At 39.5% G+C, this 16,752-nt stretch carries 15 protein-coding genes; 13 read left to right on the top strand and 2 right to left on the bottom strand.

Translation table 11 applies throughout. The features are described 5' to 3' along the window. Window positions 1–10 precede the first annotated feature (10 nt). The 13 genes from I6F65_RS05875 to fliD all read left to right on the top strand — a co-directional run bounded on the left by I6F65_RS05875 (window position 11) and on the right by fliD (window position 15,843). Window positions 11–691, top strand: coding sequence for a flagellar hook assembly protein FlgD (locus I6F65_RS05875; protein ID WP_024611502.1), 681 nt, complete (start codon window positions 11–13; stop codon window positions 689–691). Between the two features lie 59 nt (window positions 692–750). Next, window positions 751–2,094, top strand: coding sequence for a flagellar hook protein FlgE (gene flgE, locus I6F65_RS05870; RefSeq protein ID WP_197111953.1), 1,344 nt, complete (start codon window positions 751–753; stop codon window positions 2,092–2,094). A gap of 152 nt (window positions 2,095–2,246) precedes the next feature. Then, window positions 2,247–2,990, top strand: a complete 744-nt coding sequence (locus tag I6F65_RS05865; protein WP_166108931.1) for a flagellar basal body rod protein FlgF — start codon at window positions 2,247–2,249, stop codon at window positions 2,988–2,990. A 21-nt stretch (window positions 2,991–3,011) separates the two neighbouring features. After that, a complete protein-coding gene (gene flgG / locus I6F65_RS05860) occupies window positions 3,012–3,800 on the top strand; it encodes a flagellar basal-body rod protein FlgG (protein ID WP_024611504.1) in 789 nt (262 codons plus the stop codon). Window positions 3,801–3,815: 15 nt separating this feature from the next. Continuing rightward, complete coding sequence (gene flgH, locus I6F65_RS05855; protein WP_166108932.1) at window positions 3,816–4,499, top strand: flagellar basal body L-ring protein FlgH; 684 nt, start codon at window positions 3,816–3,818, stop codon at window positions 4,497–4,499. A 12-nt stretch (window positions 4,500–4,511) separates the two neighbouring features. Then, window positions 4,512–5,606 (top strand): flagellar basal body P-ring protein FlgI, encoded by a 1,095-nt coding sequence (locus I6F65_RS05850; protein ID WP_024611506.1) that lies wholly within the window; start codon window positions 4,512–4,514, stop codon window positions 5,604–5,606. Window positions 5,607–5,749: 143 nt separating this feature from the next. Beyond that, the gene (gene flgJ / locus I6F65_RS05845; protein WP_197111951.1) at window positions 5,750–6,745 is read left to right on the top strand and encodes a flagellar assembly peptidoglycan hydrolase FlgJ; all 996 of its coding nucleotides are present in this window, start codon (window positions 5,750–5,752) and stop codon (window positions 6,743–6,745) included. Between the two features lies 1 nt (window position 6,746). Then, window positions 6,747–8,762 carry a flagellar hook-associated protein FlgK gene (gene flgK / locus I6F65_RS05840; RefSeq protein WP_197111949.1) on the top strand — a complete coding sequence of 672 codons (2,016 nt, stop codon included), beginning with the start codon at window positions 6,747–6,749 and terminating at the stop codon, window positions 8,760–8,762. A gap of 2 nt (window positions 8,763–8,764) precedes the next feature. Beyond that, window positions 8,765–10,018, top strand: a complete 1,254-nt coding sequence (gene flgL / locus I6F65_RS05835; protein WP_197111948.1) for a flagellar hook-associated protein FlgL — start codon at window positions 8,765–8,767, stop codon at window positions 10,016–10,018. 286 nt (window positions 10,019–10,304) lie between these two features. Then, window positions 10,305–11,888 (top strand): flagellin, encoded by a 1,584-nt coding sequence (locus tag I6F65_RS21980; RefSeq protein ID WP_197111946.1) that lies wholly within the window; start codon window positions 10,305–10,307, stop codon window positions 11,886–11,888. A 307-nt stretch (window positions 11,889–12,195) separates the two neighbouring features. Further along, complete coding sequence (locus I6F65_RS21975; protein ID WP_269435952.1) at window positions 12,196–13,764, top strand: flagellin; 1,569 nt, start codon at window positions 12,196–12,198, stop codon at window positions 13,762–13,764. 158 nt (window positions 13,765–13,922) lie between these two features. Further along, window positions 13,923–14,348, top strand: a complete 426-nt coding sequence (locus tag I6F65_RS05820; RefSeq protein ID WP_197111944.1) for a flagellar protein FlaG — start codon at window positions 13,923–13,925, stop codon at window positions 14,346–14,348. Between the two features lie 61 nt (window positions 14,349–14,409). Beyond that, the gene (gene fliD, locus I6F65_RS05815; protein ID WP_197111941.1) at window positions 14,410–15,843 is read left to right on the top strand and encodes a flagellar filament capping protein FliD; all 1,434 of its coding nucleotides are present in this window, start codon (window positions 14,410–14,412) and stop codon (window positions 15,841–15,843) included. A gap of 94 nt (window positions 15,844–15,937) precedes the next feature. Here the strand turns inward: fliD and I6F65_RS05810 are convergent, their stop codons facing one another. Continuing rightward, on the bottom strand, window positions 15,938–16,252 hold the full coding sequence (locus I6F65_RS05810; RefSeq protein WP_197111939.1) for a hypothetical protein: 315 nt from the start codon (window positions 16,250–16,252) through the stop codon (window positions 15,938–15,940). Between the two features lie 8 nt (window positions 16,253–16,260). Further along, on the bottom strand, window positions 16,261–16,662 hold the full coding sequence (gene fliS / locus I6F65_RS05805; RefSeq protein WP_197111937.1) for a flagellar export chaperone FliS: 402 nt from the start codon (window positions 16,660–16,662) through the stop codon (window positions 16,261–16,263). Window positions 16,663–16,752 lie beyond the last annotated feature (90 nt).

The raw sequence follows: 16,752 nt of genomic DNA, 5'->3' as shown, positions 1-16,752 counted from the left end.
AGGGTAGGTTATGAGTACCGATATAAACACATCTTCATCCTATTTAGACTCTTTACGTTGGCAAGATAGTACGCCAGTTTCAACTGAAGAAGAAAGTGATGCGTTAACCCAAGAAGATTTCTTCTCGCTGTTAACACAACAGCTGTCGTTTCAAGATCCAAGTAACCCAGCAGATAACGATCAAATGATTGCGCAAATGACCAGCTTTACCATGGCGCAAGGAATTAGTGATTTGAATTCAAACTTTGAATCACTTGCCACATCAATGACCTCAAACTCAGCGCTACAAGCGTCGACGTTAGTAGGTAAACAAGCGTTACTAGAATCTAATACATTAGATTTAAATGAAACAGATGACGCAAAAGGTTCTATTGTTGCTGAAAACCCTGTTGAAAGTTTAACGTTGCGCGTTACCGATGCATCAGGTCAATTAGTGCGAAGCATTGATTTAGGATCTCAGTCTGCAGGCGCAGTACGCTTTGCATGGGATGGTAAAAATGATGCAGGTGAACGTTTACCTGAAGGTGAATATACAGTATCTGCTGAAGGCAGTACTAATGGTGAGTTTTCAAGCTTACCAATAGCAACGTTTAAAAATATTGAGAGTGTTAATATTAATGGCTCCAGCGGCATAATAATTAATACTAAAGAAGGTGCGGTTAGGCTGACAGATGTAGCAGAAATCGCGTAAAAATTTTAAGTATATTTCGCCTGTCAGCAGGCTAAAAATTAACAGGTTAAAGGTGAATTATGAGTTTCAATATTGCATTAACCGGCCTAGCTGCCGCTCAAAAAGATTTAGACGTTACTGCAAATAACATTGCAAACGTTAATACTACTGGCTTTAAAGAATCACGTGCTGAGTTTGCTGATGTATATGCATCATCTGTATTTAGCGCAGGAAACACTAAAAATGGTGACGGCGTGCAAACGACTACGGTTGCTCAGCAATTTCACCAGGGTTCATTACAATTTACTAATAACTCACTTGATTTAGCAATCACGGGCGAAGGTTACTTTGCGATGAGTGAAGATTTAGGTTCGCAAGACTTTTCATATACGCGTGCCGGTGCATTTAAATTAAATGAAGACAACTTTGTAGTGGATGCAAAAGGTAACTTTTTACAAGGGTTTCCGGTAGACGAATCAACAGGTGATACAACATCTGTAAGTTTGAGTACATCATCTCCATTACAAATACCAGATTCTTCAGGATCGCCACGTGCAACAACTCAAATATATTCGTCATTTAATTTAGATTCACGTAGTACGCAGCCAACAGTTACGCCTTTTGACTCAGGTACGAGTGCTTCTTATAACAGTTCTACATCAACAACTGTTTATGATTCGTTAGGTGAAGCACACGTTTTACAATTATATTTTGTGAAAACAGATCCTGCTACTACAGCAAATACATGGGAAGTTTACGGAACATTAGACGGTAAAAATTTCGATGCTAGTGGAACTGAAACAGCGGCTGGTGCTCATTCTCCTATCGACACACTTGCTTTTACATCGGCAGGTTTGCCAGATGTAACGTCTCCAGCTACAACGTTTGATGATGTTGCCTTAGCTTCAGGTGCGGCAGCAGGAATGAGCACTCTATTAGATAACGGTGCTAGTTTTTCTGAAAATATAAATGTAAGTTGGCGCGATGAAGCCGGCTCAGCAAATAAAATACCAACTCAATATGCAAGTAGCTTTGAAGTAAAAGCACTTGAGCAAGACGGTGCAACAGTTGGTCGTTTAGCCGGTATTGATATTGGTACCGACGGTAAAGTAGTTGCATCTTATAGTAATGGCGACTCAACATTTTTAGGTCAAGTAGCAATGGTGCGTTTTTCAAACTCACAAGGTTTGCAACAAGTAGGTGATACTTCTTGGAAATCAAGTTTGACATCTGGCGAGCCAATGGCGGGTGAACCAAACTCTGGTACGTTAGGGTCTATTAACTCATCAGCACTTGAGCAATCAAACGTTAATTTAACAAATGAACTAGTTGACTTAATTAGTGCTCAGCGTAATTTTCAGGCTAACTCTCGAGCGCTTGAAGTTAACTCTACAATTCAGCAAACTATTTTACAGCTGCAATAAATTAAACGTTCTACAGTTAAATATTTTAGGCTGCATTTTTGCAGCCTTTTTTGTTTCTACTGTTTATTTTATCGCCTCAATGTTGTGTCAATTTTAATCTGGCATCTATTTTGCATTTGTTAAGTCAGAGATTTTTTATGTGAGTCGATGTTATGGACAAAATGGTCTACATTGCGGCGTCTGGCGCCAAGCAAAGCCTACAAGGATTAGCGCTTAAAGCCAATAATTTGGCGAATGCCAATACAACGGGTTTTAAAGCTGATTTTGCTCAAGCGCGTTCTATGCAAGCATTTGGTGAAGGCTTACCTACACGCGTATTTTCTATGCAAGAACGTCCAGGTTCAAACATGACATCGGGCGGGATTATTCAAACAGGGCGAGACCTAGATATTGCAATGAGCGATAACGCATGGCTCAGCGTGCAAGATGAATCCGGCAACGAAGCTTACACAAAGGTAGGTACGCTAAACATAACAGCCGAAGGCATGTTAGTTACTAGTGGTGGTCGTCAAGTTATTGGCGAAGGTGGTCCGGTTATATTACCTGTGCCAATTGAAAAAATTGGTTTTAGTGAAGACGGTACTATTCAAGTTCGACCTCAAGGCGCACCCGCTAATTTTTTAGAAGAAGTCGATCGTTTAAAAGTAGTTGAAGCCAATGGCTCTCAGCTCGAAAAAGGTAACGATGGCTTATTCAGACCAAAGCCTAATCAAACGGTTGATACCTCAGCCAATGTAAAAGTATTAAGTGGTAGTTTAGAAATGTCGAATGTGAATCCGGTTCACGAAATGGTCGACATGATCAGCCATCAACGCCAATTTGAATTACAAGTAAAACTAATGAAAACAGCTGAAGAGATTGATAAAACGCAAGATCAGCTGTTACGCGTAGTTTAACTTTAAAATGAGGACACTATTATGAATCCTGCATTGTGGATCAGTAAAACAGGGCTTGACGCTCAACAAACCGATATATCGGTTATTTCAAATAACTTGGCAAATGCGAGTACGGTTGGTTATAAAAAAAGCCGTGCCGTATTTGAAGATTTACTTTATCAAAATATAAATCAGCCGGGCGGACGTTCATCGCAAGACACCGAAATGCCATCAGGGTTAATGTTAGGTGCTGGTGCAAAAGTGGTTGCTAACCAAAAAAACTTTTCACAAGGTAATATGTTAACCACCGAAAACTCATTAGATTGGATGATTTCGGGCTCTGGTTTTTTTGAAGTACTCCAACCAGATGGCAACATTGCTTATTCTCGCAATGGGCAATTTACTACCGATGGCGACGGAAGAGTTGTTACATCGGGCGCAGGTTATGTTGTTCAACCAGAAATGAATGTACCTGACGACGCGCAATCAATCACAGTTTCTCAAGACGGCGAAGTGTCAGTACGTGTTGCAGGACAAGCCGATAACGTTGTTATTGGGCAAATTACAATAAGTGACTTTATTAATCCATCAGGTCTTGAGCCTATAGGGCAAAACCTTTACACCGAAACCGCAGTAAGTGGTGCGCCAGTGCAAGGTAACCCAGGTGTTGATGGCTTAGGTACTATTATTCAGGGTTCACTTGAAACATCAAACGTAAACGTAACTGAAGAATTAGTAAACCTAATTGAAACACAACGTATTTATGAGATGAACTCAAAAGTAATTTCGGCAGTTGACGAAATGATGAGTTACATCAATCAACAGTTATAAGGTTTAGGGGTGAACATGCGTAATATTATGTTATTTGCAGCAGGTACTTTATTTTTAAGTGGTTGCGTATCAACACAAAATAGTGAAGTGGTGCAAGACGACCCTTACTACGCGCCAATGTACCCTGAGCCAAATATAGAGCCCGTTGTTGCAACCGGTTCATTGTTTAACACAAACGTATCTAACGATTTATACGCAGACAGAAAAGCGCTGCGAACTGGCGATATTATTACGGTTAAATTAGAAGAGTCGACTCAAGCCACAAAAGCGGCAAAAACAGAAACAGACAAAGAAACCGAGGCAAGCCTTGACCCCGTAATTGGTTTTGGCGGCTTACCGGTTAATATTGGTGGCGACAGCATTCAGTTTGGTATTGGTAGCGACTCCTCATTTACGGGTGATTCAAAATCAAACCAATCAAATAGTTTAGTGGGCGACATATCAGTAAATGTAATGCGTGTTTTGCCAAATGGTAACTTAGTTATACGCGGCGAAAAATGGCTAACACTAAATACAGGCGAAGAGTTTATTCGTTTAGAAGGTTTAGTGCGCCCGCAAGATGTAAGTTCAGACAATACAGTTGAGTCAAACCGAATCGCCAATGCGCGTATTCAGTACTCAGGTAAAGGGCAAACCCAAGAGGCACAAAGTCCTGGTTGGTTAACACGCTTTTTTAGTAGCTCGCTTTTTCCTTTTTAGAGGACATTCATTATGAATGGATTTAAAGTTTTTTGTTTAATCGCTTTACTAGGTTGCCAATTTTCGGCAAATGCAGAGCGTATTAAAGATGTCTCTATGGTTGAAGGCGTTCGCTCTAACCAACTAGTTGGTTATGGTTTAGTGGTCGGTTTACCTGGCACTGGAGAGCAAAGCAAGTTTACTCAACAGAGCTTTATGGGCATGTTAAGTAACTTTGGTATTACATTACCTTCTACTTTAAGCCCTAAAATTAAAAATGTAGCGGCAGTGGCCGTACATGCTGAGTTACCAGCATTTAGAAAGCCAGGGCAAACAATTGATATTACCGTATCGTCTATCGGTAGTGCGGGTAGTTTACGTGGTGGCACGCTAATACAAACATTTTTAAAAGGGGTTGATGGCAATGTATATGCCATTGCACAAGGCAGTCTTATTGTAGGTGGTTTAGGTGCACAGGGTTTAGATGGCAGTAAGGTTGTTATTAATACCCCCACGGTTGGTCGAATTCCTAATGGAGCAACGGTTGAGCGCGCTGTTAAAAGTCCGTTTTTGCAAGGTGACTACATTACCTTTAATTTAAATCGCCCTGATTTTACAACAGCAAAACGCCTTGAAGAAACAATTAACAACCTAGTTGGTCCTAACAGCGCACAAGCGTTAGATTCTGTTTCTATTCGTGTACTAGCCCCAAGAGATGCATCGCAACGCGTATCGTACTTATCAACGCTCGAAAACTTAGAGTTTAAACCGGCCGATATGGCTGCAAAAATTATTGTTAACTCGCGTACAGGTACCATTGTTATTGGTAAAAACGTAAAATTACAACCTGCAGCTATTACGCACGGTGGTTTAACCGTCACTATTTCTGAGCAACAAAACGTATCGCAGCCAAACCCATTAAGCGAAGGTCAAACCGCAGTAACACAACAAAGCATTATTGATGTAAAGCAAGATGATTCTCGTGCATTTGTATTTAATCCAGGTGTAAGCTTAGATGACCTAGTACGCGCAATTAATGAAGTTGGTGCGGCACCAGGCGACTTAATGGCTATTTTAGAAGCACTAAAAGAAGCGGGTGCAATTAACGGACAACTAGTTGTAATATAAAAACAAAGTTAGCCCTTGCAGTTTACTTGCTAGGGCTAAGCTAAAAAACCTCATTTATAATCCACTTATAAATTCAAAAACACATCAACTGGCTCAATTTTTGCATTTTTAACTGCATTATTCATTATTGTGTCAAAAAGCTGATGGAAACAAATCATCTCGATAAACAAAACTTTTTTGATTTAGGCAACTTAAACTCACTTCGTAAAGAAGCCTTAACAAGTGGCGATGCATCAACAGATGCCTCTAAAGCTGCACTCAAAAAAGCGGCGGCACAATTTGAAGCTATTTTTACGCAAATGCTGCTTAAAAGTATGCGTAAAGCAAACGAAGCGTTTGAAGACAAAGAAAGCCCATTTAACTCAAGCGGCGTAAAATTCTTCCAAGAAATGCACGATCAACAGCTCTCAACAGAACTCTCATCAAATGGTTCATTAGGGCTTGCTGACTTAATTGTTCAGCAGTTATCTCCCGATGGTAAAAAGTTTATGCCGGGCTCTGTACTAAGAACCACTAACGATATTTTTAGCGATAAAAGCATCGGTTCTGCACCTTCTTATGAGCAAGCCGAGAAAAAGGCAGAGCCTATAGTTAATAGCGTTGAAGCAAGTACCGAAAAGCCAAAAGCAACTGCACCTGCATTCGAAACCGCCGAAGAGTTTGTAAGTTCAGTATGGGAGCATGCAAAAACAGCAGCTAAAAAAATAGGTTTAAACCCAGCTGTAATGGTTGCACAAGCGGCGCTTGAAACTGGTTGGGGCAAACATATTATTAATAAAAGCGATGGCAATAGCTCAAATAATTTATTCAATATTAAATCGGATAAAAGTTGGGAAGGTGAAAAAGCCAGCAAAGTAACTCTCGAATTTGAACAAGGTACGGCTGTTAAAAAACAAGCCAGCTTTAGAGCCTACGATTCAATTAAAGAGAGCGTAAACGACTTTGTTGATTTTTTGACGCAAAACCCTCGTTATAAAGAAGCACTACAAAATACAGCAAAGCCGAGCGACTTTTTAGATTCACTACAAAAAGCAGGTTATGCAACCGATCCAAATTATGCCAGCAAAATAAAACAGGTACTTAACAGTACTGAATTAAAAGACATTGCGGCAAATGTGATCCGCCAAGGAGTAAAGTAACATGTCGTATGATTTACTAAATATTGCCAGTTCAGGAGTAAGAGCAAGTTCTGAGTTACTGCAAACGACAAGTAAAAATATTGCCAACGTAAATACCGAAGGCTATGTACGCGAACGCACAGAATTTACAACCACAATAGATAATCAAGTAGGGCAAGGCGATACCTACCGTTTACTTAATCAATTTGCTCAAGAGCAGTTAAACAGAGACACCTCTAATAAAACGTTTTTTGATCAATTTGTAACAGAAGCAAATAGAGTCGACACCTTATTTTCAGAAGAAGCAAACAGCTTATCTACAGGTATAAATTCGTTATTTAATAACGTACAAGAAGCGCTTAACCAGCCATCGTCAACGCTTGCTCGCTCTTTGGTTATGACAGATGCGCAAAGCTTAATAAATCAAATGGATAGGTTATCAGGTATTGTGTTCGATCAGCAAAGTGTAGTGAACGAACAGCTAGAAATATTCTCAGATGAAGCTAATGCGCTTATTCAAAATATTAGCTCTTTAAACCAAAATATAGCCGCTGTAAATGGGACCAGTAATGCCGCCGATGCCAGCTCAACTTATAACGAACGCGACAAAGCAATACGTGACTTGTCAGAGTTAATTGATATTGAAACACTTGATGGTCCAAATGGCGAAAAACTTGTATTTATGGGAACAGGTGAAGCCGTTGTAATGCAAAGTGGCTCGTTTAATTTATTTTCTATGACGGGCGATCCCGATCCTAATTTTAAAGAGCTAACGCTAGATGTTAATGGTGGCAAGGCTGTGCCTCTTGAAATAGATGCTAGTAAATTAAAAGGAAAAATTGGCGGTTTACTCGCATTTAGAGACGATATTTTAGTGCCAGCACAAAACCAAATTGGTCAAATGGGCTTAGCTATAGCTGATGCATTTAACGAACAAAACAAACTAGGTATGGATGCAAACGGTGAGCTAGGTGGAGATATATTTACCATACCTACAGTGAATGCTTTTGCTTATCAAAGTAATAGCAGCGGTGTTACAAGTATGACAGCCACGGTTGAACCCGGTAAAGGTGATGAATTACCTGCCAGCGATTTTATTATTACCTACACAGCTAATCCTAACGAAGTAAGTATTCAGGCAATTGATAATAAAGGCGAGTTAATTGGCACGCCATCACTTGCAGATACAACGAGTGGTGTAATCAATGCATCATCAATGATCAATGGTGACGAGTCTTTTGGATTACAAATAGCAATTACTGGTGCGGGTGCTGCTGGCGATCAATTTCAAGTAAAACTGAATTCTCAAGCGGCTACGAGTATATCGCTTGCAACAGGGCGTGGAGAAGAACTTGCACTGGCGTCACCAATTAGAACAGCTAACGATTTAAATAATACCGGAACAGCCACTATTTCTGCAGGCGAAGTAACCGATGTAACAACGGGGAGTTTTACTTCAGACCCTTTAGCGTTAACTAACGGCAGTATTTCTTTAGTTAAAACGGGAAACCTAAACGAATATCAAATTTCGGATGGAAGTAATACCGCAACAACAATTATTATTCCACCGCCAGGTAATAATGTCTTAGCTCAAGCAGGAGCGCCGTATAGTGATTATGGTTTTGATTTTAATATAGAAGGCACTCCGGCAACCGGCGATACGTTTACACTAGAACTTAATGAAGGTGGCTTTGACGATAACCGAAATGGTTTAAAGCTTGCTGAATTGCAAAATGGTGAACTGGTACGTCAAAATGTTGTTACAACCTCCACCGCCGACAACCATAAAACATTTAACCAAGCCTATGCTGGTATGGTTACCGATATAGGTGTAGTGACAGGGCAAGCAATTACAAGTGGAGCCGCATTTGATGCTCTTGCACAGCAATCTGAAGCTTGGTATGAATCACTTTCAGGGGTAAACCTTGATGAAGAAGCTGCAAATTTACTGCGTTTTCAGCAGTCTTATGCAGCATCAGCGCAGGTTTTATCTGCTGCGCGTTCTATTTTTGAAACTTTACTTAGTGCTGCGAGGTAATTATGCGTTTATCAAATAATTTAATGTATCAAAGCAGTATTAATAAAATACTGGACGGGCAGCAAGGTGTAGCCAATGCACAAGAACGAGTTAATACAGGTCAAAAATATTTAACAACGTCTGAAGCACCAGCAGATATTTCACAAGCAATGCTGTATTCAAATAAAATACAAACCAACGAGCAATACACAAAAAATATTAATCAGCTTAATGGTCGCCTAGAAACAGAAGAAAGCGTATTACAGAGTATAAATACTAATATTCAACAAGCACAGGAACTGGCATTACAAGCGGGTAATGGTGCTTACACCAAAGATGATCTAAAGTCGATTGCATCAGAGTTGAGTGGCATTCAACAAACGTTAGCTAATTTAATGAACACCCGCTCAGAAGACGGAAAATTCATATTTTCAGGCTACCAAGACAGCACGCAACCTTATCAGTTTGATTCAACACTGGGTGAGTACACTTATAATGGCGATCAAGGTATTCATCAAATAACCATAGCGGAAGGTGTCTCAATAAAATCAAGTGATAACGGCTTTGATACGTTTGAAAAAACGGCTGCGCGTTTGGATGTAGAATCTAACACCGCGAATGTTTCGGGTTCTGTTACAGCAGCAAGTGTTTATGTTGATGGTCAAACTGAGTTTGATAAATTTCATCAAGCTAATTACAACGCAGATCCAACAGCGTCAGCAACAGCAAATACGTATAACGTTGTTATTACAGCGGGCGCAACAGCAACCGATCCGGATCAATATGAAATTCAGCATGATGGCGTATCGCTTTCTCCTCCCGTGATAGGTGATATTACCGGCGAACCAATAGACTTTGCTGGAATGAAAATTGAATTTGAGGGTACTGCACCAGGTCAACTCGATTTTAGCCTAGAAAAACCAGAAAAAGAAAACGTACTTAATACACTACAAGCACTTATTACAGGCTTAAATGATGCCACGCTTGAAGGCGATGACTTTCAACAAGTGCTTGCCGATGGTGTTGTACAACTGCAAAACGCCAGTGAACAAGTGGTGTTTACACAAGCCAGTTTAGGTGGGCGTATGAATGCACTAGATAGGGTAACTGATTCTAATGCAGCCCTAGATATTCAAAACCAAAGTAATCGCTCAAGCCTAATAGAAGTAGATATGGCAGCGGCAATCAGTGAGCTAACAAAACAAGAAACTGCACTGCAAGCATCTCAAGCAACGTTTGGTCGCTTATCAAACCTTTCATTATTCGATTACATATAATCAGAAATACTTTGCCGCTTTACCTACTTTAAAGCGGCAATTTTTTCTACAAAATCGCGGCAATAACTTGCAAAAAATTGCGGCAAAAAATTGTCACTCCCTTCCAAATAACTTCACTCTTTATTTACTATTCAACAACCTCTATTTTTATATTTAAAAACAATCACTTAAAAATAATTTAAAGTTGGCACAGTAAATGCTTTTTCTAATAACAAGAAATTATTGAATAGTGGTTCCTGTTAAATCGTGTTGAACCACACTCTGTTTAAACCTAGGAGATGGTAAAATGGCATTAACAGTAAATACTAATGTGTCGTCACTAAACGCACAACGTAACTTATCTAAATCTGGCGAAGGCTTAGCAACTTCAATGGAGCGCCTATCATCAGGTATGCGTATTAATAGCGCAAAAGATGATGCCGCTGGCCTACAAATTTCAAACCGCTTAACATCGCAAATAAATGGTTTAGCGGTTGCTCAGCGTAATGCCAACGATGGTATTTCAATGGCGCAAACAGCTGAAGGGGCTATGAATGAATCAACAAACATCCTCCAGCGTATGCGTGAGCTTGCCCTGCAGTCAGCGAATGGTTCTAACTCTGCTGATGATCGTGATGCACTGCAAAAAGAAGTATCAGCTTTACAAACAGAATTAACTCGTATTGCAGAAACTACATCTTTTGGTGGGCAGCAACTACTTGATGGTGGTTTTGGCTCTAAAGCATTTCAAGTAGGTGCAAATGCTAACGAAACGATTAACTTATCACTTTCAAGTGTTGCAGCAAGTGATATAGGGACAAAGCAGGTTAATTTACAAAGCTCTTCACAAGGTTTTGGTTCATCGTCACTTATCGGAGAGGATTTAAGTGCTGGTAATGTAGATCATGATATTATTGATACTAAATATACTATAGCGGGTCGAGGCGGAGATGAATTTGAAGTGGATATCGCTGCGGGCTCTAGCGCTAAAGATGCAGTTAAAGCAATAAATGCAGTATCAGATTCAACAGGTGTTAAAGCACAAGCGCGTACCCAGGCAGAGTTAACAATAGGTGGTGCTCTTCCTGCTATTACTCCTGGAGCCCCTGCAGCAACACCACCCACTGTAGCTGTACCGGGTACCTATACTTTTAGTTTAAATGGCGGTGGTGACGCTAAGAGTATAACATTTGAAACAACGGGCAATGCTGCTGATGATCAAACGTTAATGGCCGCTAAAATTAATGAACAAACAGCTGAACACGGTGTTATAGCTAGTGTAGAAGATGGAAAGCTTTATATTACAAGTGATTCAGGTGAAGATATTTCAATAGAAAACTTCACTGCAACTGATGGGGATGGAACTGGAGCAGCTACAACTCTTACTGTTACATCTCAAGGCTATGATGGGACCCCATCAGGTAATCCTTCTGTATTGACAGGTAATACTGCAGCTACTGACACTACAAGAATTTATGGGGCTGTGCAGCTAAATTCTTCATCTACATTTACAGTTGAAGCTGATAATGTCTTATTAGCTGACACAGCAAATACGCCAGCAACAAGCAAAAATATAGGGGTTGATACTATTGATATAGATACCCAAAAAGGCTCGCAAGATGCATTAGCTATTATTGATAATGCAATTGCTAGTATAGATTCACAGCGTGCAGACTTAGGTGCTGTGCAAAATCGTTTTGGTCATACAATTAGTAACCTAGCTAATATCTCAGAAAACGTATCTGCATCACGAAGTCGTATTCAAGACACCGATTTTGCAACCGAAACAGCGCAAATGACTAAAAACCAAATACTACAACAAGCGGGTACGTCAATACTTTCACAAGCAAACCAAATCCCTCAAGCAGCACTTAGTTTGTTAGGCGGCTAGTTACTGTACTAATTGATGATTAGTTATATGAACGCACTTTATTAAGTGCGTTTTTTATGTTTGGAGACTTAAAATTAACTAAAAGCATAATATGTAAACTGTATTTTAAATCAATTTTAAATAACTAATCATTTAAAACAATGAGTTAGCTTTTATTAAACAAATAAATCAACTTATTTTTAAAATACCTCTAAAGATAATTTATCTCCTGCCGTTAACTTAATCAGTACGGAGCTGAGCATACATTTGTGACAGCTCTTGGTTAAATTAAAATAGCAACATTACGAAAGTAATCAGGAGTTTTATTATGATTTCAGTAAACACAAATGTATCTTCATTAAACGCGCAACGTAACCTTTCAGCTTCAGGTTCAGACCTTGCAACTTCAATGGAACGTTTATCATCGGGTATGCGTATTAACAGCGCAAAAGATGATGCGGCAGGCCTGCAAATTTCAAACCGTTTAACATCGCAAATTAATGGTTTAGGTGTAGCACAACGTAATGCTAACGACGGTATTTCAATGGCGCAAACTGCTGAAGGCGCGATGAGCGAATCAACTAGCATTTTACAGCGTATGCGTGAATTAGCACTGCAATCAGCTAATGGTTCAAACTCAGCAGACGACCGCGATGCTTTACAAAAAGAAGTGTCAGCTTTACAAACAGAACTTACACGCATAGCGGAAACTACCTCTTTTGGTGGACAGCAGTTGCTTGATGGCGGTTTTGGTTCTAAAGCATTTCAAGTAGGTTCTAATGCTAACGAAACGATCAATCTATCACTTTCAAGTGTTGCAGCAAGTGATATTGGAACAAAGCAGGTTAATTTACAAAGCTCTACACAAGGTTTCGGTTCATCGTCAATTATTGGAGCGGATTTAAGTGTTGTTCATGATATTACTGATACTGAATATACTATAGCGGGTCGAGGCGGAGATGAATTTGAAGTGGATATCGCTGCGGGCTCTAGCGCTAAAGATGCAGCTAAAGCAATAAATGCAGTATCAGATTCAACAGGTGTTAAAGCACAAGCGCGTACCCAGGCAGAGTTAACAATAGGTGGTGCTCTTCCTGCTATTACTCCTGCAGACCCTTTAGCAACACCACCCACTGTAGCTGTACCGGGTACCTATACTTTTAGTTTAAATGGCGGTGGTGACGCTAAGAGTATAACATTTGAAACAACGGGCATTGCTGCTGATGATCAAACGTTAATGGCCGCTAAAATTAATGAACAAACAGCTGAACACGGTGTTATAGCTAGTGTAGAAGATGGAAAGCTTTATATTACAAGTGATTCAGGTGAAGATATTTCAATAGAAAACTTCACTGCAACTGATGGGGATGGAACTGGAGCAGCTACAACTCTTACTGTTACATCTCAAGGCTATGATGGGACCCCATCAGGTAATCCTTCTGTATTGACAGGTGATACTGCAACTACTGACACTACAAGAATTTATGGGGCTGTGCAGCTAAATTCTTCATCTACATTTACAGTTGAAGCTGATAATGTCTTATTAGCTGACACCGCAAATACGCCAGTAACAAGCAAGAATATAGGGGTTGATACTGTTGATATAGGTACTCAAAAAGGCTCGCAAGATGCACTAGCTATTATTGATAATGCAATTGCTAGTATAGATTCACAGCGTGCAGATTTGGGTGCGATTCAAAATCGTTTCGACCACACTATTAGTAATTTGGCTAACATATCTGAAAATGTGTCTGCGTCACGTAGCCGTATTCAAGACACTGATTTTGCAACTGAAACTGCAGAAATGACTAAAAACCAAATATTGCAACAAGCAGGTACGTCAATCTTGTCGCAAGCTAACCAGTTACCACAAGCAGCACTTAGCTTATTAGGTTAATAAGTTAAACGTTATAGCTTAATGGATAGCTAGCTAGTACAAAAAGTCAGTATTAGTTTTTAAGACAAGGAGGTGGCTTTAGCTACCTCCTTTTGTGGTTTAAGGGTATAAATTAAGCTATTGTTGGTTTAATTAAGGGAAAAAAATAGGAATCTGTTATGAATACAATTACTTCAAACGCAGAAATTACAACATTACCGACCCCCGTTGCTGGTGATGATAAGCAAGTGGGGCAAGCTGCTCACTCTTTAACTGAGCGAGCGGTTGATGATGTAAAGCAGGTGGATGCACAAAATCAACAAAAGTTACAGAAAAATCAATACAACAATAATAACCAAGATGAAAAAGCTCAGCCGTTAGATCGCGAACAGTTAGAACAAATGGCGCAACAATTGCAGGATTTTATGGGCGAAATGAACCGAAGTTTGCAATTTAAAGTTGATGAAGATTCAGGCCGCGATGTTATTAAAGTACTCGATAAAGACAGCGGTGAAGTTATCAAGCAATATCCTTCTGAGGAAGTATTAAGTTTGGTTTCTAAATTGTCTGAATCTGCCGGTATTTTAATTGACCAAACGGTTTAGTGAGCGGTTCTAATTACTAATACTAAGTTAGTTTATTTTTGAGTATTTAAAGAGGTGAAGTATGTCTATTACATTTAATGGCTTAGGTTCAGGGTTAGCGGTAGCAGACATTGTTGATGCACTAGTTAATGCTGAACAAGCACCTGCTGAAGCTCGTTTAAATACTACCGAAGGTAACATAACTACAGATATTTCTGCTGCCGGAGCACTAAAAGCAGCGCTCGAAAAAGTGCAAACCTCAATGGAAGCATTGGGTGATAGCGATAATTATCAGCAACGTAATACATCAGGCAGTGATAGCTTTATATCTATTAGCTCAGATAAAGAAGCCCAGCCTGGTAGCTACAATGTAAAAGTGGATGCATTAGCGCAAGCCCATAAGTTGTCATCCCCTGCATTTGCGACCGATGAACCCATTGGCGCGGGTGTAATTACAATAGGCTCGGGCGAAAATAGCTTTTCTACGGTTTTATCGGCAACTAACACCTTAGAAGATTTACGCGACCAAATTAATAACGGCCCTTTTACTGGCAGTGATAGCAATGATTCGGTTGTTGCCACTATAATAACCAGTGATACCGGTCAGCATTTAGTACTTACAAGTAAAGAAACCGGCGAAGACAACGCAATTACAATTACCGTACAAGACGATGACGGTAATAATACCGATACTGGCGGACTTTCGCGTTTAGCATATGACGTATCAGATGCAGACCCATTAAACCATACTACAAATTTAACCGAAGTAAACGCTGCACAAAATGCACAAATAACAATTGATGGCACGTTAACTGTATCAAGTAATACCAATGAATTTACTAATGTGATTGATGGCGTGGATATTACCGCTAAAAAGTTGCATGCCACTGACGACGACTTAAGTGACATATCGGTTACCGAAAACAATAATAACATAGAAGCCGGTTTAAATAGCTTTATTACAAGTTACAACGAGCTGTTAGAGCTTAGTAATAGCCTGGGTTCATCAGGTGAAGGCGGTGCTGGAGTCATGGCTGGGGATTCACTACTTCGTGGTGTTATGTCAAAGCTGCGTAGTGAAATAACAAATCCCGTTGATTTAGGTGATGGTAACTCATTATCGCTTTCGCAATTAGGTGTCGAAACAGACCGCTACGGTGTTTTAACGCTAAATACAGAAACACTCAATGAAAAAATAGCAACGGATGTAGATTTAGTTCAGCAGTTTTTTGTAGGTGACGACGATGATGGTTTTGCACAATCGTTTGACGAAAAGTTAAGCTTTTATACAGACTCAGACGGTATTATTCAAAACCGCATAGATAGCAAAACAAACCAACTTGACGACATAGATGACCAGCGTTTAAGTCTTGCCAGTAAAATGGAGTCGCTATCGTCTCGACTATACGCGCAATATAACGCGATGGATTTATTAGTAGCGAGCCTTAATAACACCAGTAGTTATGTTCAAGCTCAGCTGGAAAATATGCCTGGGGTTGTACGAGATAACTCTTAATATATAAATAGCATATAGTTTTAATAGCTAAACCAAAACATAAAAAAACCGTTATTTATAACGGTTTTTTTATGTTTACTGTTTGAGGTGATTTTTAATTGGCTGCTTTATAAGCCTTAATTGCCTTGCCAGATTTTTTTTGTTTAATAATGGCTTTAGATGACTCGTTTTTAGCGCTATTTGCTTTTACTAAAATAGTATTTATACGCAGCTGAATTAATTCTAATTGCTCTGCGCTTGGACCTTCGCTGCTTTCGCACCATTGCTTTAGTTTAGCATTTAAAGTGTCTAAAAAAGGCTGAGCTTCGCCTGCATTATCATCATTTACTAACACTTCAATGTTACTAAGCAACGTTTGTATGAGCTCAAAGTTGTTCGTTAGTGGCTGCGAAGATGTTGGCGAGTTCATAATTTACATTAAACCGCAGGGCTGCGTTGATCTAGCGGAATGTTATTCCAACCTTCTTTAATTTCTTTAACAATACTTGATACTTCAATAATTGCTTCAATATCGTTGTGTAGGTTAGCTTGCGTTAAACGGCGTTGGCAGTAATCGTAAAGTGCCAATAAATTGTTAGAAATACTAGGGTCTTGTTCTACTTCTAAATTAAGTGCGTCTTGCAGTGCACCAAATAATAAAACACAGGCCGAAATGTTCTCGCCTTTTTTTGCGATCTCTTTGCGCTCTATAAACCCTTTAGTTGCGGCTAAACGACCAATAATATTACTAAAAATTAGGTTTATTTGTTCGTAAGGTGTCATTTCGGCAATACTACTTGCACGAACTTGACTGTATTTTTTTAATGAAGCATGAGCCATGAGAAAATCCTAGATTTGAACGATAAAAATTATGTAAAAACTAATATAAAAACTTATATAAAAAAACAGTACAAAAAATCTGTATAAAAG

Origin of the sequence: Pseudoalteromonas sp. SWXJZ94C, from assembly GCF_015864385.1 — a bacterium.
Classification (GTDB): domain Bacteria; phylum Pseudomonadota; class Gammaproteobacteria; order Enterobacterales; family Alteromonadaceae; genus Pseudoalteromonas.
Note: the sequence above shows the minus strand (reverse complement) of the source record. Positions and strands in the feature narration are given on the sequence as shown.